This window comes from Pirellulaceae bacterium (assembly GCA_019636385.1).
GTDB lineage: Bacteria > Planctomycetota > Planctomycetia > Pirellulales > Pirellulaceae > Aureliella.
Map to the genome: position 1 here is coordinate 921,609 of JAHBXT010000002.1, position 22,906 is coordinate 944,514.

The 22,906-nt window shown below is 55.5% G+C and carries 15 protein-coding genes and 2 pseudogenes; 10 read left to right on the plus strand and 7 right to left on the minus strand.

Annotated elements, in window-relative coordinates:
- Window positions 1-23: 23 nt before the first annotated feature.
- Window positions 24-881 (minus strand): hypothetical protein, encoded by an 858-nt coding sequence (locus KF752_09085; protein ID MBX3421697.1) that lies wholly within the window; start codon window positions 879-881, stop codon window positions 24-26.
- 454 nt (window positions 882-1,335) lie between these two features.
- Window positions 1,336-1,551, minus strand: coding sequence for a DUF4143 domain-containing protein (locus KF752_09090; protein ID MBX3421698.1), 216 nt, complete (start codon window positions 1,549-1,551; stop codon window positions 1,336-1,338).
- 841 nt (window positions 1,552-2,392) lie between these two features.
- Here KF752_09090 and KF752_09095 point away from each other — a divergent pair.
- A complete protein-coding gene (locus KF752_09095; protein ID MBX3421699.1) occupies window positions 2,393-3,130 on the plus strand; it encodes a hypothetical protein in 738 nt (245 codons plus the stop codon).
- Window positions 3,131-3,242: 112 nt separating this feature from the next.
- On the opposite strand, the pseudogene KF752_09100 reads toward KF752_09095, so the two are convergent.
- A pseudogene (locus tag KF752_09100) lies at window positions 3,243-3,464 on the minus strand (hypothetical protein).
- Between KF752_09100 and KF752_09105 the strand changes: the two are divergent.
- From KF752_09105 to tnpA, 5 genes are all read left to right on the plus strand, one after another.
- Window positions 3,454-4,137, plus strand: a complete 684-nt coding sequence (locus tag KF752_09105; GenBank protein ID MBX3421700.1) for a PEP-CTERM sorting domain-containing protein — start codon at window positions 3,454-3,456, stop codon at window positions 4,135-4,137. The pseudogene KF752_09100 and the gene KF752_09105 sit on opposite strands and share 11 nt — an antisense overlap.
- Before the next feature lie 891 nt (window positions 4,138-5,028).
- Window positions 5,029-7,221, plus strand: coding sequence for a hypothetical protein (locus KF752_09110; GenBank protein MBX3421701.1), 2,193 nt, complete (start codon window positions 5,029-5,031; stop codon window positions 7,219-7,221).
- 372 nt (window positions 7,222-7,593) lie between these two features.
- Complete coding sequence (locus KF752_09115) at window positions 7,594-8,490, plus strand: PEP-CTERM sorting domain-containing protein (GenBank protein ID MBX3421702.1); 897 nt, start codon at window positions 7,594-7,596, stop codon at window positions 8,488-8,490.
- Window positions 8,491-9,133: 643 nt separating this feature from the next.
- Window positions 9,134-10,003 carry a hypothetical protein gene (locus KF752_09120; protein MBX3421703.1) on the plus strand — a complete coding sequence of 290 codons (870 nt, stop codon included), beginning with the start codon at window positions 9,134-9,136 and terminating at the stop codon, window positions 10,001-10,003.
- A gap of 383 nt (window positions 10,004-10,386) precedes the next feature.
- The gene (gene tnpA / locus KF752_09125; GenBank protein MBX3421704.1) at window positions 10,387-11,262 is read left to right on the plus strand and encodes an IS200/IS605 family transposase; all 876 of its coding nucleotides are present in this window, start codon (window positions 10,387-10,389) and stop codon (window positions 11,260-11,262) included.
- Window positions 11,263-11,569: 307 nt separating this feature from the next.
- Here tnpA and KF752_09130 read toward each other — a convergent pair whose 3' ends face one another.
- Complete coding sequence (locus tag KF752_09130; GenBank protein ID MBX3421705.1) at window positions 11,570-13,618, minus strand: tetratricopeptide repeat protein; 2,049 nt, start codon at window positions 13,616-13,618, stop codon at window positions 11,570-11,572.
- Between the two features lie 808 nt (window positions 13,619-14,426).
- Here KF752_09130 and KF752_09135 point away from each other — a divergent pair.
- Together KF752_09135 and KF752_09140 are read left to right on the plus strand one after the other, a co-directional pair.
- Window positions 14,427-15,437, plus strand: coding sequence for a PEP-CTERM sorting domain-containing protein (locus KF752_09135; GenBank protein ID MBX3421706.1), 1,011 nt, complete (start codon window positions 14,427-14,429; stop codon window positions 15,435-15,437).
- Between the two features lie 48 nt (window positions 15,438-15,485).
- Window positions 15,486-16,043: a hydrolase gene (locus KF752_09140; protein ID MBX3421707.1), complete on the plus strand. Its 558-nt coding sequence runs from the start codon at window positions 15,486-15,488 to the stop codon at window positions 16,041-16,043.
- 164 nt (window positions 16,044-16,207) lie between these two features.
- On the opposite strand, the gene KF752_09145 is transcribed toward KF752_09140, so the two are convergent.
- Together KF752_09145 and KF752_09150 are read right to left on the minus strand one after the other, a co-directional pair.
- Complete coding sequence (locus tag KF752_09145) at window positions 16,208-18,127, minus strand: type IIA DNA topoisomerase subunit B (GenBank protein ID MBX3421708.1); 1,920 nt, start codon at window positions 18,125-18,127, stop codon at window positions 16,208-16,210.
- A gap of 54 nt (window positions 18,128-18,181) precedes the next feature.
- Window positions 18,182-20,653 carry a DNA topoisomerase 4 subunit A gene (locus KF752_09150; protein MBX3421709.1) on the minus strand — a complete coding sequence of 824 codons (2,472 nt, stop codon included), beginning with the start codon at window positions 20,651-20,653 and terminating at the stop codon, window positions 18,182-18,184.
- Between the two features lie 552 nt (window positions 20,654-21,205).
- Here KF752_09150 and KF752_09155 point away from each other — a divergent pair.
- Window positions 21,206-21,469 (plus strand): annotated as a pseudogene (locus KF752_09155) (hypothetical protein).
- 286 nt (window positions 21,470-21,755) lie between these two features.
- Window positions 21,756-22,058, plus strand: coding sequence for a hypothetical protein (locus tag KF752_09160; protein MBX3421710.1), 303 nt, complete (start codon window positions 21,756-21,758; stop codon window positions 22,056-22,058).
- Between the two features lie 391 nt (window positions 22,059-22,449).
- On the opposite strand, the gene KF752_09165 is transcribed toward KF752_09160, so the two are convergent.
- Window positions 22,450-22,884, minus strand: coding sequence for an FHA domain-containing protein (locus KF752_09165; GenBank protein MBX3421711.1), 435 nt, complete (start codon window positions 22,882-22,884; stop codon window positions 22,450-22,452).
- Window positions 22,885-22,906 lie beyond the last annotated feature (22 nt).

Consider the following 22,906-nt stretch of genomic DNA (forward strand, 5'->3'; position numbering starts at 1 on the left):
TGGACGATCTTCGGTTTTCCGCCTCAGCCCCTCGCCTTCCACTCCACCCTTCTAAATTCCTTGACCAGTGTCATACCTATGGCACTCGGCTCCTCCACCGGCGCAGATTCTGGAGAAGCAGCGGCAAGCTTAGCAAAGAGAGCGGATCGGGCCACCCCCAGCGAATCGAACATCTCAGGCGGCATCATCGCTAACACCGCCTCATGAATCTGTCGATTATGTTGCGTGCTAGCGACCACCGACGATAGCTTGCGGGCCAGCGACATGCGCAGTTGGATTCTCAGACTCGTCAAACGCAGTCGGTGGCAATCGACCAGTCCGGAGATCGGCGGATTGGCTGTTGCTTGAGCTAATTGAACCGCATGATGATCGAACGACAATGTATCGGGCAGCATAACGCTCGGCATCAGGCTCAGCAGATTGTCCGAATAGCCCTCCAGAATGCGCCGAACGTCATTCAGCCGCCGATGATGCTCGACCGCCAACCCTTCGCCGAAGACAATCAGATGCAGACAGCGATGCCGCGCCTCCACGTGACTGGTCATTACGTTGTGCGAAATAGCCGACAGATCGCTGGCCACATCGCGTTCGGCCAGCACTCGACCCAGATGCGCCAGACAGCGAGTCAGCGGTTCCGAGACCAGTACTTCCTCGATGACCGGCGCGATAGCCCTCCAAGATTGAGCCCGATTGGCAATGTTCGAACATTGGATGTTCTGACGATGAGTTGACAGACAACCATTCCAGTAGTCGTGTCGCAAGCGCGCCTGGAGCCAGTAACGCTGCTGGGCTATACGCAATGCCTGTTGGCCTGGCACAATCCATTGCTGCCAGCCGCCCGCCACTACAGCCGCCAATTCCGCCAGCTCAATCGCCTGCATACCCACGCTCGCTTGCCGCCCAAAGGACTTTATCCACCATCGACCGGCCTAAAACAGGACGCGGTCCACCAATGTGAAAAGACTTGGGCAAAAGCCGCGCCTGAGCGACGAGTGAGTTACCCGCGAGTGGGAAGGACTCGTCGCAAGTGCTCAGAAATTAGTGGCTTACGGCCTTAGCTAGCAAATGTTGCGAACGAAGTCAACTTTTATCGATGTTGCCAATTCGCAACATTTAGCCCACCGAGGGGTATTTCGTGACTCGACTTCAAAGCGCCTGGCACCTACATAGTTTCCAGCAGAACCACCCGGCGCATCGTTCGGCTTCCAGCTAAAAGCAGCCGATCATCCGTCCCAGCAATTTCAGCCGATTATCCTCGCTCCGCAGATGCTGACCGTTTTGCCTATTGATAAATATGCAGACAGACCGCCTGCGGAAGACGTTTTTGAAGGCGTCCTATCCTATCGTCGGTCGCTGGTTTCCGTAACGCACTTCAATCGCCATCAGGCGACCATCCCCTTGCAGCACATTGTCGACCTCTTTATTTCCGTCGCGCCAGTAATGCACCGTGACTCCGGATTGTAATCGAGCCGCACCGATAGCCGACTCGAAAACCCGCCCTTGCCACTGGGGCGAATCGTAATATTCGCCAGTTTCTTGAAGTTGCCCCAACCGCTACCGCCGCGAGATTTCTTGGGCTGAATAACCCAGTAATAAATGCAGAGTCTGTCGAAACAGGGCAGGCTTCTGAAGTTCACGAATAGATAGCAGATTACGGGACAGCGTTGGCCCGATAACCGCATCTCGCGCCAAACTCTGCCAGCGCGGGACTTCGTCAATCCGATACGTCCAGAACCAGCACCGTCCCTGACGGTCCTGCTTGAGCCCGAGAGGTCATCCATTACTCCTCTACCCCGCCGTAGCGAGGTGGAGTTGTCAAGAATTATTTTTTTCTTGGCTTTTCCGATTTGCTTGACTTTCCGGAAATTATGGATAGTCTAAGCACCGCTATTCGCTGCGCAATGGTGGCCGATCCAGCATCTATTTTCTTTCCGGACTTTACGCATAGAGGGGGCCACCATGAGGCTCAGCGCGAGTACCGCACAGGGCGGACTACTGAAAACCCGAGGAAAACTAATGTCAGCCCGAATGTATGCGCGCGTCCTTCTATGGATCGTAGTAGCGTCCTGGTCAGGTTATGCAGGCCCAGTGCCGACTGCCTCGGCGGGGCTGATCGATATTGACGTGGGAGGTGGAACCATCACCGGCTTGAGCGGTTCAGGTGCGGTCACGTTCGGCGGTGTAAGCGGTGGTGTGGCTACATTTATTATCAATGGTGATTTGAATATCGCTTCCAGTGACGTAGTCTCCGCGACCAACAACCCAAATAACTACGGCATCAGACTGCTAGTGGGTAACGACGTGAACGTCGGCGCTGGTGCCGTGTTCAATTTCTCGGCCGTAGGTACCACTCCTGGTGCCGGCGGTGGAGGGGGGGGCGGCAGCGTCGGAGGTGGTTCTGGCGGTTCAGGCGGAAACGGTGGTTCGGGTGGTGCCGCTAACGGTGGTAACGCTGGAAGCCCCCTGGCATCAACCGCTGGAGCAGCTTCAAGCGGCCCGGCAGCCGGTGGCGCCGGTGGCGCAGGTGGGATATCTTTCGGTGCCAACGGGGCCGGGGGCAGCCAGGGCCAAGCTAGCAATGCTGGGGCGGCTGGCCAAGCTGGCGGTGCAGGCGCCGCGGGATTGGGTGGTTCGGCTGGCGTCAATTCGGGAGGTGCCGGCGCCGGTGGAACGTCCGCAGGAGCGGGTGCTGTTGGTTCCCAGGGAGCCGGTGGAACTGCTGGTGGGACCGGCGGAGCTGGCGGTAATTCAGGTAATGGCAATACTGGCAAGAACGGAAATCCTGGAAATCCTGGCAACAGCGGCTCGGCCCCAGGCTCTGCTCCGGCTGCGTCTGGAAGTGGTAGTGGTGGTCTTAATACAGGAACAGGCGATACCCTCTCTGGCGGCAGCGGCGGCGGCAGCGGCGCGGGCGGTCGTGGTGGTTCCGGTGGTGGTGGCGGCGCTAGCGGCTCGGGCGGTGGCGGCGGCGGCGGAAGTCGCGCCGGCGGCGGAATCAGTGCTGGAGCTGGCGGTGGCGGTGGCGGACAAGGCGGGTTGGGGGGCACTGGCGGCACGGGTGGTACCGGTGGCACTAGCGGCGCCGGCGGCGCTGGCGGTGGTGCTCTTGGTATTCAGGCCTACGGCGTGATCAACATAGCTGGCTCGTTCAACGCAACAGGCGGCAATGGAGCGCCTGGCTCTTCAGGCTCCAGCGGCTCTGCAGGTTCTGCAGGCAGCGGTGGAGGAAACGGCGGCACATGGGGTGCCGGCGGTGCCAACTCGCCTGGTGGCATTGGCGGCACGGGCGGCACCGGTGGAAATGGTGGCCCTGGCGGAGCCGGCGGCGCTGGCGGAGCCGGCGGCGGTGGCGCTGGCGGCACGGTGCTGATTTTGGGCACGATGGTCAACGGCAGTGCCACGATTGATGTGAGCGGCGGCACCGGCGGTAGTGCTGGAGGTGGTGGCCGATTTGTGTACGGTAGCAACGATGCTCCTTTCGGCGGCTCCGTCAGTGGAGCTTCGGATATCTTCAATACAGTTGGTTCTCGGGATGCTAATCCTTTTGTGGGAGGCTCCCCAATAACCCCCTTCATTCCTGCGGTTTCGGACGGCTCGACCACCAGCGCGGAAATCTACGGTCTGGCCGATGCCTCGGTGAGTATCGCGTCGGTTGTGGCGGCTCTAGGTGGTCCGCTACCAGCCTTCGATGTTAACGGCACTCCGCTGGCTAACGCCAGCCTGGCGCTGGTGCGTTTGGATGCCGGGGTGGGCAACTATAATCAAGATTTTGCTGGGTTTGATACGCTGGTGCTGTTGAATTTAACCAACGGAAACGTGCTGAACCCGTCGATGGGTATTGATGGTGGCTCTTCCGACTTGTTATTGCGCGGCTATACGCGGAACACGTTGGTGGGCGGATCAGGGGGAGCTATTACACTTGCCACCCTGGGGTCCAGCGATGTCTATCTGACACTGGTGCCGGACACGGCGGTGCTGCTAGCCAGTTTAGGTGGCGATGGGGCATCGACCAGTGCCGTCAGCTTGGGTAACGGTCAGGCGCTGTATTTGGCGGTTCCGGAACCCGGTGCTCTGATCCTGCTGGGCTTCGCTGCGATCGGCCCGATTCTGACCTCTCGCAGGCGTCTGCGTCGGTAACGGCCTCTAGAGATACTTCCTGACACGCGACCGCAGCATCGCTCTAATTGAACGACACTGCGGTTTTTCTGGCGCACCGACAGTGGCAGACGACGGCCTGTAGTGGCCGCCTGCTCAATGACTGCCACTCGCAGCGGCGAAGGCGAACATCCTCACGCAGCGCTCGTTCAGAGTTCAGCGACATGTCACTGCGGACGGAAGCTGCAGTGAAAGCGAATCGGCCGCTACGGCAAATTGACAGTTCGACTTGAAATGGGCCGTCGTTTCTTGCCGTAAGCAGCGAACAATCCGCAGTGGCAATTATAAATCTGAATACGCTTCTGGCAGACCGAATTGCCAGGCTGGAACTGCCGCAGATTATAAATCGCGATGTACTGTTGTTGATTTACGACCGATCTGTCGAGAAATTGGTCACTCTCGCCACGCGTTTTGCCAACAGCCACCGACTGCGGGCGAGGCTGCTGTTGTTTTGAGATGTGCGAGGGTCTGTCTTGTAGTCGAAAAGTATAGACTCTCCAGAGTAAGCGGGGAGCATTCAGCATGTCGCGCTGGCTCGCTCGGTGGTTGATTAGGCTTTTCGCGACGATGAATTGGCGATCGACTCAACAAGAAGTTACAGCAATCGACACAAAGGTCTGACAGTCGTCGCAAAAAGTTTCAGCGCCAAGAACCCACCGGTGCAGATTAACTAGAATTGGTGCTCATAAGCCTCCAACCACGATCAAGACGAGTTCCTCAGTCAAGCACTCACGGAGACTCTCGTTCCAGAATCCGCCAGCCTTTTACCGGAGCAGTCTTCGATGCACCCCCGAACAGTGGCTACATTTTATTGAGCTGTCTGCAAGAATGGTGTCCGTCTGATCCACTGCAGTCGAAAATCGTCAACCGCTTATGCCAAACAGAACTCTCGCACGCACTCAACGATTTTCTAATCGAGCTTTTGGGTTAGGCGTGTTTATTTGCATGTTGATTACTGTGATTGCTGGCGATAGCTGGAAGCACCACAATCGTATCGTCAAATGCGCCAACGCATCGTTGGGGCAGCCAGCGCTTGCACTAGACCGTTCGTCACCCACGGGCTACGAACTTGGAATGCGTCGGTTAGTTCTTCCCTTGGAGGGAATCGACGGACTGCACTGGATCATGCACGCGCAAAACATGCTAAGAGATTCGAATTGGCGAGTCCGTTGGACCACTATCGACAACCATCCGCACGGTCGAGCAGTTCATTGGAGCCATGGATTTTTGTGGCTCCTGATCGGCTGCGGAACAGTTCATGCGTGGCTGGCAGATTGGCCGGTGGCTGCTTCGGTCGAGCAGGTAGCTCCGTACGTTAATGTCCTTCTGCTTGCTTTAATAGTCCTGATTTCGCCGTGGATTTTTCGAAGACAGCTTGGTGTACTGGGGGCTGCTGGTTTGGCTGGCGGCTTGATCGGTGTCCACTCTTTGTACGAACAGTTCATGGTTGGAATGCCAGACCACCATGGGCTGGTGGCCATCGCCTGCATGTTCAGCGTCTTGCTGATAGGCGTTGGGGGTGCCGGCTGGATTACAGATTCGGCGTTCGGACAGCTCGCAGTCGGCCAATTTCGTCCAGTGAAGCTTCAGTTGCCCAGCAAGCAGCGGATGCCTCCAAACGCTAGGTCTCGAGCGGCCCAGACCGCTTCACCCATCGAGAGACACGTATCGTTGGCAACCGCCCGTCGATACTTCGTCGCCAGCGGCTTGGCCGGTTCCGTTGGATTGTGGATCAGCGCCGCCACTACCGTGCCGGTTTTGGTCGGAATCGGCTTAGGTGCTTTGGCCAGTTGCCGTTTCGGTGCAAACTCCTCCGGTCAAGCTTCTATCCGCTACGTAGCTGGACTGTGGCGCTGGTGGGGAGTCGCCGGATGCGCGGGATCCCTAGTATTTTACTTACTGGAATACTTCCCTGGTCACATGGCCCTAAGACTGGAGGTCAACCATCCCCTTTATGGGCTGGCGTGGCTGGGCGGTGCCGAGCTGATAGCGCGAGTCAATCAATGGGTATTGGACGGCATTCGTCCCTGGCAAGGTAGCTTCGGTCCGGTCGGTCTGGCTGCAGCATCCTTAGCAATTGTGGCACCGCCCATGCTCATTGGGGGCTTTGCGGAACGAAGCTTCTGGATTGCCGATCCTTTCTTATGGAATCTACACCGTGACTATATTAACGAATTCAACAGCGTCCTGCGATTTCTTGAGGGTAAGCGGCTGCTGACAGCGATTATCCAGTACGGTTCTTTCCTGTTCATTGCTCCTCCGTTGATTCGACTGCTGCTGACTAAACACCTAGGCAACACCTGGAAAGGCCCGCTGATGCTGGTCGCGCTGCCCGGCGGACTGATAACCCTCATGGGCCTGCTTCAATTTCGCTGGTTGCTAATTGCCAATTCATTGTGGGTTGCAGCCATTCCGCTGGCGCTGGTTGCGTCTTATCTGCTGGTCCGAACCCAACGCATCGCTGTATACGAAGGGGCCGCCGGCATGGCCTTTACCGCGATTCTCTTGGTGGCAAACCCGGCGTTGCTTGTGCAAGGATTCCTGCGCAGCGTAACGATCAAGACAACCGAAATCGGACGCGAGGAGTACTTTGGCATCTACCTACGTGATTACGCCTACAACCTGCGTCGGTCAGAGCCTCAGACAGAGCCAACCGTTGTCAGCGGCCCGACAAGCACCACGTACTTGATGTACTATGGTGGAATGAAAGGCTTGGGAACGCTGTATTGGGAGAATTTACCAGGCCTTAAAGCCACAGCGGAAATCTATGCCACTCAATCCGACTTGGAAGCGTTTCGGCTATTTAGGCAGCACGCGGTAACCTACCTAGCCCTATTTCAAGCCGACGCATTTGCGCTCGAGTACACTCGTCTACATCGAGCCCTTCCGCGTGACGCTCAAGCCTATGACGGCTTGGTGCCCCGCTTACTCAGTGGCGCTCGACCACCCGGTTGGCTCAAGCCCACGCGACACCAGCCGGTGCCTGGAAGCGCTGGTAATAATCAGGTATTTGAAATTGACTACGACCTGGCTGCTTCCCTGCAACCTCCTTCCCAAAAGCAATAATGCACCCGAGCGATAATGCAAATCGAGTGTGCAGCGGACCAATGGCAGACTCCGAGACGTTTATGGCCAAGCTCATTGGATAACCTTGGACTGGTCAGCTGGATCGAATGGTTTTCGTGGAGAGCCCGCTAGACCACCCCAGAGCCGGGCATTGCGGAGGCTAAAAACACCTACTTAATAAAAATCTCTCGAAATTTCCCACTTGATCCCGGCAAAATGATTGACAAGTCGTTGCAATCCGCTTAAAACTGAACCTTGTCTAAATCTACGCAGACCTCAAACCCGTCGTAGATTTGGGCCAAAGTACCGACTTTTGGGGTCACCAAATGGTTTGTTGGCCGGTCGATAAAACCCAGGAAGAGAATTAGCATCATGAAACGATTTACTCAGATTGCCATGGCGTTGGCAATCACCGTCGCTGCAAACCAAGCAGCTCGGGCGAACTTGGTCATCAATGTCACCAGTTCAGTTAACAGCAGTACTGGAAACACTCACACAGGAACAGCTACCGACAAGCGCGAGTTCAACAGTACCCTCACAGCCATCCAAAGCTCCGATTCGACGGCTTTGGCGGTGAATAACACGGCGCTTATCAGCACTAGGTTAGCTGCTCTGACGCTGTCTGATAAAGATTCGAACACGAATACACTTGTTTCCTCAAACACCCAGAACGCTACCGTTAGCTATTCAGTCACATTTTCGATCACCGCTCCTTCGTATGTCCAGTACGAAGTCGATCTTGGTGCTATCAGACGAGGCGAGTTGACTGTTCTGAACGAGTCTACCGGCCACGGAGGCAATGCAGTGTTAACGTTGGGTGCTATAACCACCAGCAAGTCTGGTAGTGGTTCGGGGATCGGAACAGGGCTAAACTCTGCCACTGCATCTTTTACCTCTCCAAACGGCAATAATTCCAGCCAGTGGTTCCATAATCCTGTGAGCCAGAGTGGTTCTGAGATAATTACGGGGCTCAGTGGCAATAGTACTATTACCATTGGCTTCACATGGGCGCAGAATGCGGTCAGTTCTAATTCTGGAGGCCTCTTCAATAACGGCCAAGGCGACGATGGTGCCATCCGATTGGGCGGGTTCCATTCCACCAACGCTTTGTCTGGTATCTACCCAGGAGCCAATAGTCGAAATCAAGCAGATGACGGACACTTTTTTACGGCGACCGCACGAATTACTCAAATTCCTGAGCCATCCAGTGCCTTGTTGGTATTGAGCAGCCTGGTAGGCCTAACTGGCTTTCGCCGACGCGCCTGCTAAGTTCAAGAAATTGTTGGTTTCGCTCGGCTGCTAGAAGACCCCCGCTAAGTTCTGGAGCCAACCAATCAAATTCAAAGTTCTCAACGCCCAAGTGTTGCCACCAACACTTGGGCGTTTTTTCTTAGGATAGCTTTCCAGACTGCCGTGTTCCCAAGCCGAATAGGCTTACCTGACTATCTCGCTAGGCGATGCACGTCGTTCGGTCGCTGATGATTTTCGGCCGCCAATCCTCCGCCGAAGACAATTAGATCTGTACATCGATGCCGGGCCACCATATTGCTCGAATTCACATTGTGAGAATTGGCGGTCAGTTCGCTCTTCATATCCCGATAGGCCAGCACTCGGTCGATAGTCGCCGAGTAGCGAGTCAGTGATTGGGACAATGTCTCCTGCCCCCGGAGCTTCTTGACTACTTTTACCCAGGAACGTTGCAGGAACGCTTTGAAAACAGAAAAAGACAGATTTCTCCACTTTTAGGCTTCAAGTCATTGACAGTCTTGACACTCGTGCCTAATTTGAATTCAGTAAAGCTGTTGTAATCGGTCAACTCTACCGAGGTACTACAGCAGGCAAGTGGCGTTGGGCCTGACAAAATACATAGTGTATTAAGTCTATCGCGACGCTTTAACTAGGGGAGATTTTCATGAGTGTCTTCGTCCGTGACTGTACGCGGTTACTGGCAGTGGCAGCGATTGGCCTGCTTAGCTGCACTTCCGCACAGGCAAACTTGGCAATTACTCCGTCCGGCACGAACAATTCAACTACCACGTTGACGGGCGGTACTACTGCCGATCGCGCTGCGGCTCACAGTTTAAGCATTGGCCCCGCATCCGGGCCGATTGCGCCGACGCTGGGTGCTCAAGTTGTCGCTACCACGCGATACACGTCTAATGCGGCTGCTGACCGAGGGAGTTCAACGAGTGGTGGTAGTGCTGTGGCTCAAGTCAACACCAGTTACGTCGTTTCTTTCGCGATACCCAATCCCGGTGCCGGTCGCGTATATGACGTTAAGCTGGACACTGTTATTCGAGGTGGCTTAACGGCTCGAGAGGATTCCACCCTAAATCAGGGAGGTTCTGGCCTGTCGCGACTAACTAGCATCACATCTAGTATCGCAAACCTATCGGTTGTGTACGGTGGTGGGCAGTTGCAGCAGGGTGGAACCAGTAACACTACTGGCGTTGAGATTTCTGTGAACGACGCTCGTACACACACGATTACTGGACTTTCCGGCGCTAACACAGTCACCGTCAGTTTCTCGTGGGCGACTCGTGCTGAGAGTCCTCAGAACCTGGTTGGGGGTGACGAACATGCCGCCCGATTTGGCATCAACGATGTTTTGGGTGGAATGAATCCCGACAACTACCCCGGGGCACCCGCCAGAAACATTAATCTAGATGGCCACTTCGTTACAGCCACGGTTACAATCACCGCCATTCCGGAACCATCCAGTGCGGTTCTTGCCGTCTCTGGGTTAGTCGGCCTGTGCGGTATCCGCCGTCGTCGACGTTAGTTCGAAAGTTAGCTGACGGCCCAATGTCGCCAGACGGAATTAGAAAAATTAAAACCACGATCGCCCAAGTGTTGCTCCTAGAACTTGGGCGATTTGCTTTTTAGCTTGAAGCGGAATGTTCTCCCGGGCAAGCCGTGAGCATTCCGCGCTGCGGGCTTGGGTTTACGGTGGGTGTTCGGGTCCCGGCCGGTGTAGCTGGAAACGTAAGACATCTCCCGGACAAGCCGGGGAGCATTGCCAAATCACGACCCCGGTCAGCAGAAAAGCCCGCCCGGCTTGTCCGGCGGATTATTCGGTTTCCTGCTAAATGGCGACAGTCCAGCATAGGAAATCCCGCCCCGGCTTGCCCGGCGGATGGTTGGGCTTCTGGCTACAATCTACCCATGCGCATCTACCCCTACACGCTCGAAGAACTACACTTCGCCTGGTGCCACCGAGTCTACTTCCATTTCCGCTCCCATCGTCGCAAGCCTCTCCAGCAACTTGCAAGGCTAGACCAAGCGACCCTCTCCAGCCTGCTTGAACCCTACGACATCCAGCTCCTTGAACTCTCCACAGACGCCGTCAACGTGCGCCTGTTGGTCAGCCTGACAGCAACCGAGACGACCTCGACCGCAGCCAGCAAGATCAAAGGCCGCCTGAGCAAATGGCTCAGCGATCAAACTCCGCCCACCTCAAGCGAAAAACTAAGACATCTCTGCCGAGGTTACTTCGCCGTGACGACAGGCGGCACGACCAGCGACGATGTCAGCCACTATTTGGATCGTCAGCCTGCCCATCATGGCTACGAGTCCCGAGTCCGACCACCAGTGTTTGTACAGCGCTACGAACTGGCTCAGGAACAACAGCAGCAGCTCTTGGAGGCCGTTCACGCGATGACATCGCTGCGATTCCATTTGGTACTAGCCAGCAGTTGGCGCCATGGCGTGTTCCATCGCGAGTCGGGCAGTGCGGTAGCCGAGCGCTGGTGCAAGCTGCAGACGACGCTTCGATTTCTGCTCTTGAAGGTTTCGATTGTGCCCGATCACGTGCATATCGCGGTTGCCGTGCATCCGGCAGTTTCGCTGGCTACCGTGGTGGTCGAGCTGATGAATTCGGCTCAGGAGCTGATGTGGCAGCGCTACTCGGCTAACGTCATTCAGGCCAAGCTGGATCGACTGTGGCAGCCTAGTGCGTACGTCGGCTCATTCGGCGATTTGCGGTCACCTGCCATCGCAGCTTACGTTCGCAATTGGCAACGTAGCGACGATGATCTCTGAACGTTTGAAGGCCGCGCCTTCAGCCTCTGGGTAGCTTGAAGCGGAACGATCTCCCGGGCAAGCCGGGGAGCATTCCCAACCCCGTCTCGTTTTAACAAAATTCCGTCCCGGCTTGCCCGGCGGATTGTTCGGCTTCGGACTAAAAGTCTCCTGACTTACCCAGCACACAGAGTAAGATTGCTCGTTACATTGAGTCATTCGAAAAGCGATTTCCCGCGATTTTATGGTACCGATTTGGCTCGACGTCTGGCAGAGCCGCCTAACGTGATAAGGAAGCCTTTGGTAAGGCTTTCGCCTAAGTCGCCAACTACTGTGATCGGAACGGTTTACCTGTGCGATAAAGTTCGATCCTCGACTGCATCATTTCAGTCAGCGATGTGTCAGCCAGTAGCGAGGCTATCTCTAGGCCTCGCTGAGCGGTTCTTACAGCTTCGTCGAATCGTCCGGCTTCAGCATACGCTGCTGACAGAGTATCTAGAATGGTTACCTCAGCCTCAGTATGTGTGTCGTCAGGGCTACGTGAAATTCGCTCCGCCAGCTTTTCGGCGATCTGAATTGCCTCAGCAACGGACCTTACTTCAGGGCGTGAGTCTGTAGCCAGCAACCAGGCCAGATTATTGGCCGCCAGAACGATGCCTGAGTCTAATTTCAGGGCCGCACGATACTGCGCGATCGCGCCCAACGTATCGCCCTGCCCAACCAGCAGTTGTCCATATTCAAAGTGCAGCAGAGCCGGTTCGGCGACCAGCGCTATCGCCTGCCCAAAATGGTAGGTAGCTTTATCGACGTTTCCACAATCGACATAGTACTGAGCCAATCGCGAGTGGGCACCACCCAATGTTGGTTTCAACCGAATGGCCTGTTCGAAAAGACGAATAGCTTCCTCGCGGCGATCCAGTGACTCCAAGGCAATACCTTTGTTGTAAATCGCATCCGCGAATTGTGGTTCAAGCTGGATGGCATGATCGAAAGCCGCCAGCGCGTCAGAGGGACGATCGTCGTCCAAAAGCCCGATGCCTAGATTCGAATAGCTTCTGGCATCATCCTCTAGGCTGGACAGCGGCCAATTGCAAATCATGGCCACGATCAACACGCCTGTAGCTCCCAGTACCCAGTGGATGGACCTGACCTGCCGTCGGATTGTCGAGACCCATTCAGGCAATACAGCTAGACCTGCGGAAGCGAACAAAACCGCCAGCGGTACCAGGGGATATCGATACCTGGCGAAAACGAAGAATATTGCGGTGGAAGCCGCCAAGAGCCCGAACAATCCATAAAAAACCCAGAGCCTGCGCCACTCGAATCGGGTTATCCATAATCCCCAAGCGGCTAGCGGCATCAATATGCCACAATGCCAGCAGCGATATAGCCATCGCAACAGCGCCGAATAGTGGGCATACAAACTAATTGACTCCGAATCAATCACTTCAATCGCGTGGACCGTCAGCAGCGACTTCCAAGCCATAAGCTTCAACCAGTCGAGCGGCTGGTTGAGGATATAGCTGATCGATTGTCCCAACCAATAATTGGAGACTTCACGTGGCGTCAATTGTCCACCACTGGCTTGTTCGGCGAGCCGCGTTGCATCTCGTCGCTCGTACTTGGGGTCTCCTCGACCTGGCACCAGTGGCTGGTACGTACCATTAGCTTGCGCATTGTTGCCGATGTAGAAATTCGGTCCCACCTGCGAGGTCGTCAGCAAGAACTCACCACCGACCAGATAATTGCGCATTCCAACTGGCAACAGCACCAGACCCATCGCTAAAGTGAACGTTCCCGCCCATAGCCAACGCTTAGCCAGCGACTGATCCGAGAACTCCACCAGAATCCAAACCAAGAGCAGTGGATAGGCGATGCGAGCGTTTTCGCGATTGAGCATGAGGGCCGCCACGGCGACTGCAACAGCAACCAGCCAAGGCCAGCTCCGCCGGTACTGCAACTGCACGATCAACCACAGCAGGCTGCAGACCAATAGCAGGTCCAAAGATGCCTTTTGAATTAGTCCATCGAAGAAGATGGCGGGTGGGTACACAGCCAGCATGATGCCTGCAATCCAACCAGAGCGAATTCCAAACAACCGATTGCCGCAAAGGGTTATCAGGATGCAAGCCACAGCTCCAAACACACATTGTATTACTCTGACAACCATCGCACTCGGACCGAATACACTGTAGATAGCCGCCAACAAATAGGGATACAGCGGTGCTTGATAGAACACCTCTGTCCCCCACCACTGGCCGCTGGCAATCTCCCGTGCCCAAGCGTCGTAAGCTCGACCATCGATCACCAAAGTCGAAAACGGCAAAGTACCAGCAAGTTCGCCTAGGTACAACAACCGCCCGACAAGCGCTGCCATAGCGATGCACAACAACTGAACAATCCGTTGTCTCCGCGTCGGAAGACTTCCGCTGACGCTTAGGGACGGCTCCCCTGTGGTGCCTGACCGAAACGATCCGTAGGAGGAGTGCTGCTTAGACCTGCCAGACGAACGACTGAGGTGTGTCGAATAACGTCGTTTCAATAGACACCTCAAATAGCAGACATTCCACTCGAGCCATTCAATGGCACGATCGAGCTGTAGTAGCTAACGCGTGATTCCCTGGCAACCGCGCATCGGCCAGTCCACTTCAGTTATCCAGTTTTTGGGACAGTAAGATAGCGCTATCCCGAAGCGCAGTTTAGCGCGTAGCCTCCTGACTGCCAAACCCCTCCAATAGGGAATGTTCGAACAGAAAGTCATCCCTGACCAGTTGGCTGCGCAATGGAATTCAATGAGTCAACTGCGGTGAGTGAAGCGTCGCAGACGATTGGGGGGCCGTCGTGCAGCAGCGGCCGTATGGTATTTCCCAATGCCTGCGATGGAGCATGTCGCAAATTCCAACCGGCGGTTCTGGATGCTGCTCCCAGATTGCAGAAGAACTAAGGCAGACTTACTACGGCTGTACGCTCAGTTTTCAGCGGTCCACGTTCTGGCGAGTGTAGCTACCTGCTAATTTCAATTATCTGTACGCTACCGGCCGATTTACCAATCCATGATTGACAACAGTACATCTCCATTTACAGTAAACGCTGTTGCGATTGTTAGAATCCAACTTCGGCTGCATTGCGTTGCAGTGTCTGAAAAGCTTCTCTGATCCACCCCGATACTTTGTAGGATACATTCTGTGCGCCACATCTTCTGCTGTCTGCTGCTTGTGTCAGTTTTAGTTAATGGCTCTGTGGCCAATGCCGCCTACCTGTATTCGCTCACACAAACCGCCAGCGAGATCGACTTGCAAGTAACGGGCACCTCGTTGGGAGCGCAGTTGACGGTGTCAGAGCAGAACCCAACAGCTCGGACGCGTTACAACGGAACCGTAGCTACGAATTTTCATCTGGGTGTTGGTGCTAATAGTGCGATCTCGTTCCCAGATGGTGGTGGGGCCAACGCCGTTAATCCACTCGGGCTGTTTAACATTCCGCTGCAGTATTCGCCGAACGTTGGCGGCGATGCAGGTACAGCTGCTGCAAACTACGGGGTCAATCTGTCGGCACCTCAGCAAATCGTGTTGCCTCCATTCGACGTCCCCAACATCGGCACGCTCAATTTGGGAACAATCACGGCAGTGGATTTCAAGATTGCATTGCGTGAATTGCAACTCGATCCCAATTCACCAACCTGGATGTACATCGATCCGATAACTCGACAGTTCAATGCGAGCCTATTGAGCATCGACATCGCCAATGGCTTTGCGGACGTCAATGGTAGCCTGCGAATGGTCCAGCCGGATATTTTGAGCCACTTTGCAGCGGTCTTAGCGGTCAATGCGCTCGTGGCGTCCGTACCGGATATTGGCTTGACCGTAACATCCAACGTCTTGCAGCGCTCAATCAACGTGGGCTTTGGCACGCGTATCGACATGAGTGGTGTGAGCATGCCCAATACACCGCTGGCACCAGGATCCGTTACCTACAACCCCGGCACCTTGGCGTCGACGCTGACAATTCCAGTCCTGGCAGATTTTGGCGATATCAACCTGGGCATCGGTACTATTAATCTGAAGTTCGCCGGCCAATTGCGAGGCACGGCCTCGATTCCGAACATTTATCATATCCCCGAGCCCTCCTCGTTGGCATTGGCGGCCGTCGCCGGTGCAGGTGCGCTCGTGCGGCGGCGACGCCGGTCTGCCGCTTAGCCATTGTATTACGGCTAGCTTTCCAGCCACTGGCTATCAAGGATGAACATGTCTTTAACATTAGATCGCCTACGTCTGCCGGACGCGCTGCTACTGGTCGTAGATGTGCAGGGCAAATTGGCTCGGATGATGGACCAGTCTGAGTCGGTGATTCGGCAACTGCAGATTCTGATCGATGGTTGCCGTCTGCTAGAGTTGCCAGTTGTGTGGGCCGAGCAGCTTCCTGACAAGCTGGGCGCTACCCTGCCGGAAATCGCCGACAGGCTTCAGGGCCTGCAGCCGCACATCAAATACAGTTTTGGTTGTTGCGGTGATGAGGCTCTGTATCGCGAGATTCAGGCCACCGGGCGGCGACAAGTTATCCTCTGCGGCATTGAAGCTCATGTGTGCGTCTGGCAAACCGCCTTTACACTTCGACAGGATGGCTACCAAGTGCATTTGATCTGCGATGCGGTTTCCTCACGCTCGGCGGTCAATCGTGAAATTGGAGTCCAGCGAATGGCGGCCAGTGGCGTTCACCTAAGCTGCGTCGAGCTGGCGTTGTTTGAGCTAATGGTAGACGCCAGGCATCCCAAGTTCCGCGACGTTACCAAGCTGCTAAAGTGATTCTAAGTTTACCGTCGATGCTGTTCCGTTGAACCGCGTAGGCAACGCCCCGCGCGTAGTGTAGTGCAGGCGGAACGACCTCTCGGGCAAGCCGGGAGCATTCCGAATCCCGCCTGGCTTGTCCGGCGGAACGTTCGGCTTCTCGCTACAGAGCCGACCGCGCGCTACACGTCGACTTCCTGAGCTTCCTCGGCGCGCTCCATGATGAAGTTGAATCGCGCGGACGCGTCGCGGCCCATCAGATCGGCAACAACCCGGTCGGTCTCTAGTTGATCGTCCACCTCAACTTTCAGCAACCGGCGGGTGGCTGGATTGAGCGTCGTTTCCCACAGCGTCTTGGGCATCATCTCGCCCAGTCCTTTGAATCGCTGAATGTCTGGCTTGGCTCGACCATCAGCTTCAGCCAATATCCGAGCGCGATCGGCGTCATCGACGGCCCAAAAAGTTTCCTTGCCAATGTCGATGCGATACAAGGGAGGCACGGCGATGAATATACGCCCACCGGAAATCAATCCTGGCATGTGGCGATAGAAAAAGGTGAGCAACAGCGTGGTAATGTGATGCCCATCCGAGTCGGCATCGGCCAGGAGGATGATCCGCTCGTAACGCAGTCGATTAATGTCAAAGTGATTGCCGATTCCGCAGCCCAGGGCAGTCACCATATCTTGAATCTCTTTGTTCTCCAGAACCTTTTTGAGACTGGCGCTTTCGGTGTTCAGTACCTTGCCGCGAAGTGGGAGAATGGCTTGGTAATTTCGATCGCGACCCTGCTTGGCGCTGCCGCCCGCCGAATCGCCTTCGACGATAAACAGCTCGGAACGTCCACGCCCTGAGGCCAGGCAGTCACTCAGCTTGCCCGGCAACATGGTACCGCGGGAGGTACTGGACTTGCGCGATACCGCGTCCGAAGCGGCACGCGATGCAGCGCGGGCTCTGGAGGCGGCAATGATTCGCGCCACTATCGACTCGGCGATCGATCGATTGTTATTGAGCCACTGTTCTAGAGCGGCTCGCACCGCACCGTCGGCAAAGGCCTGCGCGTCGGGGTTGTTCAATCGGTCTTTGGTTTGTCCCTGAAACTGTGGATCGGCGATGAACAGCGACACCACCGCTACTAAGCCTTCGCGAATGTCTTCTGGAGCGAATTTGACGCCACGCGGAGTCAAATCGTGGGTCTCGATAAAATTGCGTACCGCCTTACCCAGGCCGGCGCGAAAGCCGTTTTCGTGTGTGCCGCCACTGAGCGTTGGAATTCCGTTGACGTAGCTGCGCACATGCTCGTCGGTCGACTCGGTCCATTTCAAGGCGACTTCGATGCGCTGGTCGCCGTCTTTGTCTAAGGTGAAGGGCTGTTCGTGAATTGAGCTAGCGGAACGTTCAGTAATTACCTTGCCTAGATAGTCCACGATGCCGTTTTCGTGGAAATAGGTTACCTGGCTGTCGTTGGTCTGGTCGACATAGTTCACCTTGACTTTGCGATGTAGAAAGCTGGTTACTTCCAAACGCTGGCGAATCGTTTCGGAATTGAACTCAGTTTTGGGGAAGATTGTGGGGTCGGGTGTGAAGGTGATGGTTGTCCCTGAGCCGCGAAAGGTTCCTTTGGCCTTCTGCAAATTCGTGGTGGGCTTGCCCTGAGCAAACTCCATCTTGTACTGCTCGCCATCGCGACGAACGACAGCCACCAGATGCTTGGACAGCGCATTGACCGCCGAAGCTCCTACGCCGTGCAAGCCGCCGGACGTCTTGTAATTCTTGCCTTCGAATTTGCCGCCCGCGTGCAGCAGCGTCAGCACCATCTCTAAGGCGCTCTTCTTGGTCTTAGGATGTTTGTCGACGGGAATGCCGCGACCGTTGTCGGCAACCGTGATGGTTCGGCCATCCTTATGCAACGTGACGGTGATCTCCGAAGCATGGCCGTTCATCGCTTCGTCCACCGCGTTGTCCAGGATCTCCCAAACCAGATGGTGCAAACCAGCCGAGCCCACGCCGCCAATGTACATGCCAGGCCGTTTGCGAACGGGTTCCAGTCCTTCCAGAGCCACGATATCCGACGCCGTGTAGGCTGTCTTGTTAGCAGTCGACATAGTTCTTCCTTCTTACGCAGCTACGCTCGCCTGAAACTCTTGATGTTGGGCCAACTACTCTTCCGGCAACGGCTGGGGTGCCGTGGGCGGCTCGATGACAACCGCAGCAATCTTGCCATTCTTTTGAATCTCGGTACCCCGACCGCCGCGCGAGGTGACTCGATACTTGGCGGTAGAGATCGTCTTGCGCGCTCCGCGATTGGTTTCGACCACCAGCAAGTCGCGATCGCCCTTGGAAGCCTTGAAGCCGATCAACCGGTCGGTCTTGGCCAGCTTGATCAGCGTCACACCCTTACCTGGCCCCGAAAGGTAATTGATCTCTTCGGCCGGACAAACGATGGTTCGGCAGTCGGCGGAAATCCCCAGAATATTTTCGGTACCATGCACGGACTCGACTCCGATCACTTCAGCGCCACTAGCCACTCGAGCATAGCGCCGTCCACTTCGAGTGGACGGTTCGACGAATGGAGCTAAGCAAAAGCGAAGCGCGTAGCCGTTGCTGGTGGCTGCCAGGCCATGTACATCTGGGCACAGCGCTGGTCGCTTGGGATCTTCCTGAATGTCGCCAATGACGCGCGGGTCCAGCGAAATCATCGACACGATTCGCTCACCGTCCTTCAACTTGAACAGCTTTTGCACCGGCTCGCCGTACCCTGTCGATGCCGGAATGTCAATGAATCGAGCGGTGTAGCATACGCCGAAGGATGAGAAAAAAGCCAGGGTGGCGCGAGTCGATCCCGCCACGCAGGCCAATACTCCATCGCCTTCGCGCAGGCGGCTCTTGGCTGGGTCCGCAATCTGTTTCTGTCGTTTGACCCAACCATCGGTCGATAATAACACATGGCAATCCTCGGCCACGATGAAGTCCTCTTCGGTGAACTCAGACTCCTCTTCGACCGTGACAATTTGTGTCTGACGAGCGCTACCTTTGGTCTTGCCGAATTTTTCGATCAGTTCTTCAATCTCGTGGCGCACAATGCTCCACCGGCCCGAGGAGTTCGTGTCGTCGGTATTCTCTTTGAGCAAGCGCCGAATCTCGCGAGCGCGCTTCTGCTTCGCGCCCAACTCCTCTTGGATCAGATTGATCTCCAGTCGCGCCAACCGATAGAGTTTCAACTCCAGGATGGCGTCGGTCTGCTCTTCGTCCAGCCCACCCTTATTGGCTGGGAAGCGCTGCATAATCTTCTGCGCCGCATCGGCTTTGCCATCTGAGCGTCGGATGATACGGATGATCTCATCCAAAGCATCAAAGACGATCACAAAGCCGTTCAAGATGTGAATTCTGCGCTCTAGCCCGTCGAGTTCATTCTCCAGTCGTGCAGTGACCACTTCCAGGCGAAAGTGCAGGAAATGCCACAGGATCTCTTTCAGCCCTAGCCGTTCGGGACGTCCCACCAAAGGATTCTCGGTGGGTACCAGGCAGGTCATATTAACGTTGAAATTAGTTTGCAGCGGAGTGTGTTTGTACAAATAGGCCAACACCTTGGCTTCATCGGCATCGCTCCTAAGTTGCAGGTCGATGCGAATATCTTCTGTCGACACATCACGCACATCTTCAATCAGCGGCATCTTGCTGCCGAGCACAATTTCGGCGATGCGCTCGACCAACACCGCTTTGTTAACACCATACGGAATGGACACGATGTGCAGCAACTTGCTGCCGCTCTTGAGCGCCGTTCCGGACTTCGTCGTGCCACGAACCTTGAGTGACCCTTGGCCAGTGCGATAGATTTCGCGCAGCTCTTCTTTGGTGTTGATGATCTGACCACCAGTAGCAAAGTCAGGCCCTTGGACGGCATCGTTGGCCACCAGTTGATAGTCTTTGATTTCCGGATCGCGTAGCAACTTGAGCAAGGCACGGCAGACTTCAGCCAAATTATGCGTGGGAATGTTCGTAGCCATCCCCACCGCAATCCCCGTCGCTCCATTGACCAGCATATTGGGCACCCGGCTAGGCAAAACAACTGGTTCTTGCCGCGTACCATCGTAGTTGGGCTTGTACGGGACAATCCTGGCACCCAGGTCGACAAGCAAGTCCGACGCCAGAGGGGACATACGGCACTCGGTGTAGCGCATCGCAGCTGCATTATCGCCGTCGATCGAGCCAAAGTTGCCGATGCCGTCAACTAAGGTTTCGCGAAGCGACCAGGGCTGCGCCATCCGCACCAGGGCATCGTAGACACTCGATTCTCCGTGTGGATGATAGTTACCGGTGACATTACCGCACACAAAGGCGCATTTTCGCGGCTTGGCGTCGTGGCGGATCCCCAATTGATCCATGGCAAACAGAATTCGCCGCTGCACCGGCTTCAGCCCGTCGCGAACATCGGGCAGCGCTCGGCTGGTTATAACCGACAGCGAGTAGTTCAGATAACGCTCTTGCGCCGCTGAGCGCAGGGCCACCGTCTCGATTTGCTGTTCGACCTCAGCCCCCTCCGCATCGGGTCGTCCAGACCGCTTTGACTGCCGCTTTCCGACAGTCGACGATCGCCCCTGAGCATCCTGTTTGCCTCGACGTTTTGCCATCTACTTAACGTTCCTCCGTGATTTATTGAGTTGGGTCAGATTGAATTGCAAGCCAAAGCATTACCGCTTTCGGGTGGGCTGTGGGAAATCAGCATTGTGCTGTGTCCCCGCTTTTCCACCACACCGCTTTTCCACGCTCTGGGGAACGCAGCTGCCAAAAGAACTTTGGAAGCGGGCGATTGTTGAGATTCTGACAGGAATTGTCAAACTCGATAAGCCGAGATAGGCCTCAAAATCATCGACAATCGCCAGAAACCTCCCATTTCACCAGATTGACGCCAACGACCCGGACTGCTCGGATTGGGTAGAGTTTGCGGTTCGCTAGGTAACGATTGCACAGCCCTCAGCAGTTACGCCGATTCATTGGGAACTGAATCTCGGTGGCCCACGTTGTCGTGGGTTGGGAAACGCAGTCCATGCCAGAAAGCGAGTACTCGATCAATGCGACCATCCATTGCCGCAAAACTGTTTATCGCCATGGCTTTGCCGCTGGGCTGGGCCGGATTGGCCGAAGCTCAGGAGCATGGTGGCGTGGGACCACACCTGATGGCCAACCAGTATACACAGGGCTACGCCAATCAGGCCACAGCTCAAATGTACGTGGCACCGGTACCCGTGCCACCCTGGGTTGGCCATACGTACTACACCTACCAGCCACTGTATCCCCACGAAATGACCTATTGGCATTCCCACCGCTACCATTCGTATTACGATGACAACCGCGGGCTCAATCGTACCCGTGTTCACTATTATTCGCCGCCGATCAAGACCTTCTTAAGCGGTGTGCATAAATCGCTGTCGCTCCCGCGCCCCTAATACCCCGGCTCCACGTATGACTACCGCCGTCGCTACGGAGTGGTGGCTTTGTAAGTCGCCACAGTCACCAAACGCGGTCACCTCAGTTGGCACACCGCCTATCGACGATGGCTACTGGTAAATCGTTCTTGGCGATTCGCCCTTTCACACTCGCAATTGCAGGACTACGGTAATGAACCTCCTCAAGCTGACTCTAGCCCTTGGATTCTTGGTAGCTGTCAGTCCAAAACTCGCATTGGCACAGCACTATGGACGTTCTGCAGGAACCCTGCGACCCAGCGAGCGAATGATGAAGCATGATATGCAGAACAAAGGTGACGTTTGGGCTCAGCGTTTTGCTCAGGAGAGGCCTTGGCACGGCAATTTTTATTACCAGCAGTATGGTCAACCCACGGCGCTAGTCGTGCCACCCAACTCGGTCATGCAACAGACCCACTCATGGGGCGTCTCACGCAATTACAGCTTGCCGATCTATCATCAGTACGGCTATCAGGGAGCCCCATCGGCAGGTGGCGCGTTTTATGCTACCCCACAATGGCCCAGCAATACACAACAGTTCGGCGTGTACCCCGTGCGAGCACCGTGGTAGCCGATCGAATTGGTAGCTACGTTCGCCAGAAGTTGGGACACCGTAGCTGTAGCTATCGGGGGACTGAACATTGGTGTGCAGGATGATTGCACGTGGTTGATAGAATTACTTGTGTTGTGTGAATCGGTTGTATTCGAGTTTTGAATTGGCGATTCCCAACTTATTGATCATTTCGACCGGACGTCCGATGATTTACACAGTAATTTCTGCAACCTGCAGTCGAATCGGCGATCATCCTGTAAATCTCATCCTATAAATCCTGTACATCCATGTTAGCCTCTTCAGTTGTGCCAAACCATTTGTGTAGCGCTGCTTATAGACTGCCGCAGTGGCAACTGGCGGAACGCACCACTTATACTCTCGAATCTCTCCCCAATCGCTGCCGGATTGGCTAGTCCTCGTCGGCTAGATCGCGATTCTTGTATTTGTCGTCGTCGCTGCGACGATTCAGGCCAACGCGATCCATCAGGCTCCGCCGCAGGACTTGCTCGATTTGGTCGTCATCGGGTGGTGGAGCGCCAAATGCTCCTAAGCTTTCCGGCGAGTATTCAATGATGTACAGGTGCTTGGCGATCGAAATCTTGGCACCCGGGTCAAGCCGCTTGCGATCGATGCGGTATCCATCTACCTTAGTACCATTGCGGCTTCCTAGGTCTTTCAGAAACCAGTAACCCTGCTCAAGACTCAGTTTAGCATGCTGGCCTGAGACATTGGCGAACCGTAGCACGATATCGCAGGTCTCGCGACGACCGATGACTAGTCGGTCTTTGCGCAACACGATGGTATCGCCACCACCGCTGGGCACTAATTGACCATAGTCTTGCATTTTGGCTTCTCCCGTTCGATGA

What these genes read in the sequence shown, in the direction of transcription:
- KF752_09085 (MBX3421697.1), bottom strand. Translation starts at nt 881, where the DNA reads ATGCAGGCGATTGAGCTGGCGGAATTGGCGGCTGTAGTGGCGGGCGGC.
- KF752_09120 (MBX3421703.1), top strand. Translation starts at nt 9,134, where the DNA reads ATGAGTGTCTTCGTCCGTGACTGTACGCGGTTACTGGCAGTGGCAGCG.
- KF752_09115 (MBX3421702.1), top strand. Translation starts at nt 7,594, where the DNA reads ATGAAACGATTTACTCAGATTGCCATGGCGTTGGCAATCACCGTCGCT.
- tnpA (MBX3421704.1), top strand. Translation starts at nt 10,387, where the DNA reads ATGCGCATCTACCCCTACACGCTCGAAGAACTACACTTCGCCTGGTGC.
- KF752_09160 (MBX3421710.1), top strand. Translation starts at nt 21,756, where the DNA reads ATGATGAAGCATGATATGCAGAACAAAGGTGACGTTTGGGCTCAGCGT.
- KF752_09140 (MBX3421707.1), top strand. Translation starts at nt 15,486, where the DNA reads ATGTCTTTAACATTAGATCGCCTACGTCTGCCGGACGCGCTGCTACTG.
- KF752_09150 (MBX3421709.1), bottom strand. Translation starts at nt 20,653, where the DNA reads ATGGCAAAACGTCGAGGCAAACAGGATGCTCAGGGGCGATCGTCGACT.
- KF752_09110 (MBX3421701.1), top strand. Translation starts at nt 5,029, where the DNA reads ATGCCAAACAGAACTCTCGCACGCACTCAACGATTTTCTAATCGAGCT.
- KF752_09145 (MBX3421708.1), bottom strand. Translation starts at nt 18,127, where the DNA reads ATGTCGACTGCTAACAAGACAGCCTACACGGCGTCGGATATCGTGGCT.
- KF752_09130 (MBX3421705.1), bottom strand. Translation starts at nt 13,618, where the DNA reads ATGGCAGCGCTTGTCGGGCGGTTGTTGTACCTAGGCGAACTTGCTGGT.
- KF752_09165 (MBX3421711.1), bottom strand. Translation starts at nt 22,884, where the DNA reads ATGCAAGACTATGGTCAATTAGTGCCCAGCGGTGGTGGCGATACCATC.